The following is a 1,032-nucleotide window of genomic DNA, read 5'->3' as shown; positions in this document are numbered from 1 at the left end:
GCACAAATGGACGGCGCTATCTTAGTAGTAGCAGCAACAGACGGTCCTATGCCACAAACTCGTGAGCACATCTTATTAGGTCGCCAAGTAGGTGTTCCATACATCATCGTATTCTTAAACAAATGCGACATGGTAGATGACGAAGAGTTATTAGAATTAGTTGAAATGGAAGTTCGTGAACTTCTTTCTCAATACGAATTCCCAGGTGATGACACACCAATCGTACGTGGTTCTGCGTTACAAGCATTAAACGGCGTACCAGAGTGGGAAGAAAAAATCCTTGAATTAGCAGGTCACTTAGATTCTTACATTCCAGAGCCAGAGCGTGCGATTGATAAACCATTCTTATTACCAATCGAAGACGTATTCTCAATCTCTGGTCGTGGTACTGTAGTAACTGGTCGTGTTGAGCGTGGTATCATCAAATCAGGTGAAGAAGTAGAAATCGTTGGTATCAAAGAAACCACCAAAACTACTGTAACTGGTGTTGAAATGTTCCGTAAATTACTTGACGAAGGTCGTGCAGGTGAAAACGTAGGTGCATTATTACGTGGTACCAAACGTGAAGAAATCGAACGTGGTCAAGTACTTGCGAAACCAGGTTCAATCACGCCACACACAGACTTCGAATCAGAAGTTTACGTATTATCAAAAGAAGAAGGTGGTCGTCACACTCCATTCTTCAAAGGTTACCGTCCACAGTTCTACTTCCGTACAACTGACGTAACAGGTACAATCGAGTTACCAGAAGGTGTTGAAATGGTAATGCCAGGCGACAACATCAAAATGACTGTAAACTTAATTCACCCAATCGCAATGGACGAAGGTTTACGTTTTGCGATTCGTGAAGGTGGTCGTACAGTAGGTGCGGGCGTTGTAGCGAAAATCATCAAATAATTAGATTAATTATTTGCGCATTGCAAGATGCAGAAAAGGCAGGCTGAAAGGTCTGCCTTTTGTTTTTCTTGCCGTGATTAAGCATTTGCCCGCAAAAGGAATGCAAGCGGTCAAATTCTGATAATCTTTTGCAAG

Annotated in this window: 1 protein-coding gene; it reads left to right on the top strand. The window is 42.3% G+C overall.

All coding sequences use genetic code 11. The features are described 5' to 3' along the window. Nucleotides 1-897 (top strand): elongation factor Tu (gene tuf, locus EDC51_RS10785; RefSeq protein ID WP_131928949.1); only part of this gene is annotated, 897 nt, incomplete at its 5' end. Between the last annotated feature and the right edge of the window lie 135 nt (nt 898-1,032).

Source organism: Bibersteinia trehalosi (assembly GCF_004346205.1).
Taxonomy (GTDB): domain Bacteria; phylum Pseudomonadota; class Gammaproteobacteria; order Enterobacterales; family Pasteurellaceae; genus Bibersteinia; species Bibersteinia trehalosi.
This window is presented reverse-complemented; position numbering and strand designations above follow the sequence as displayed.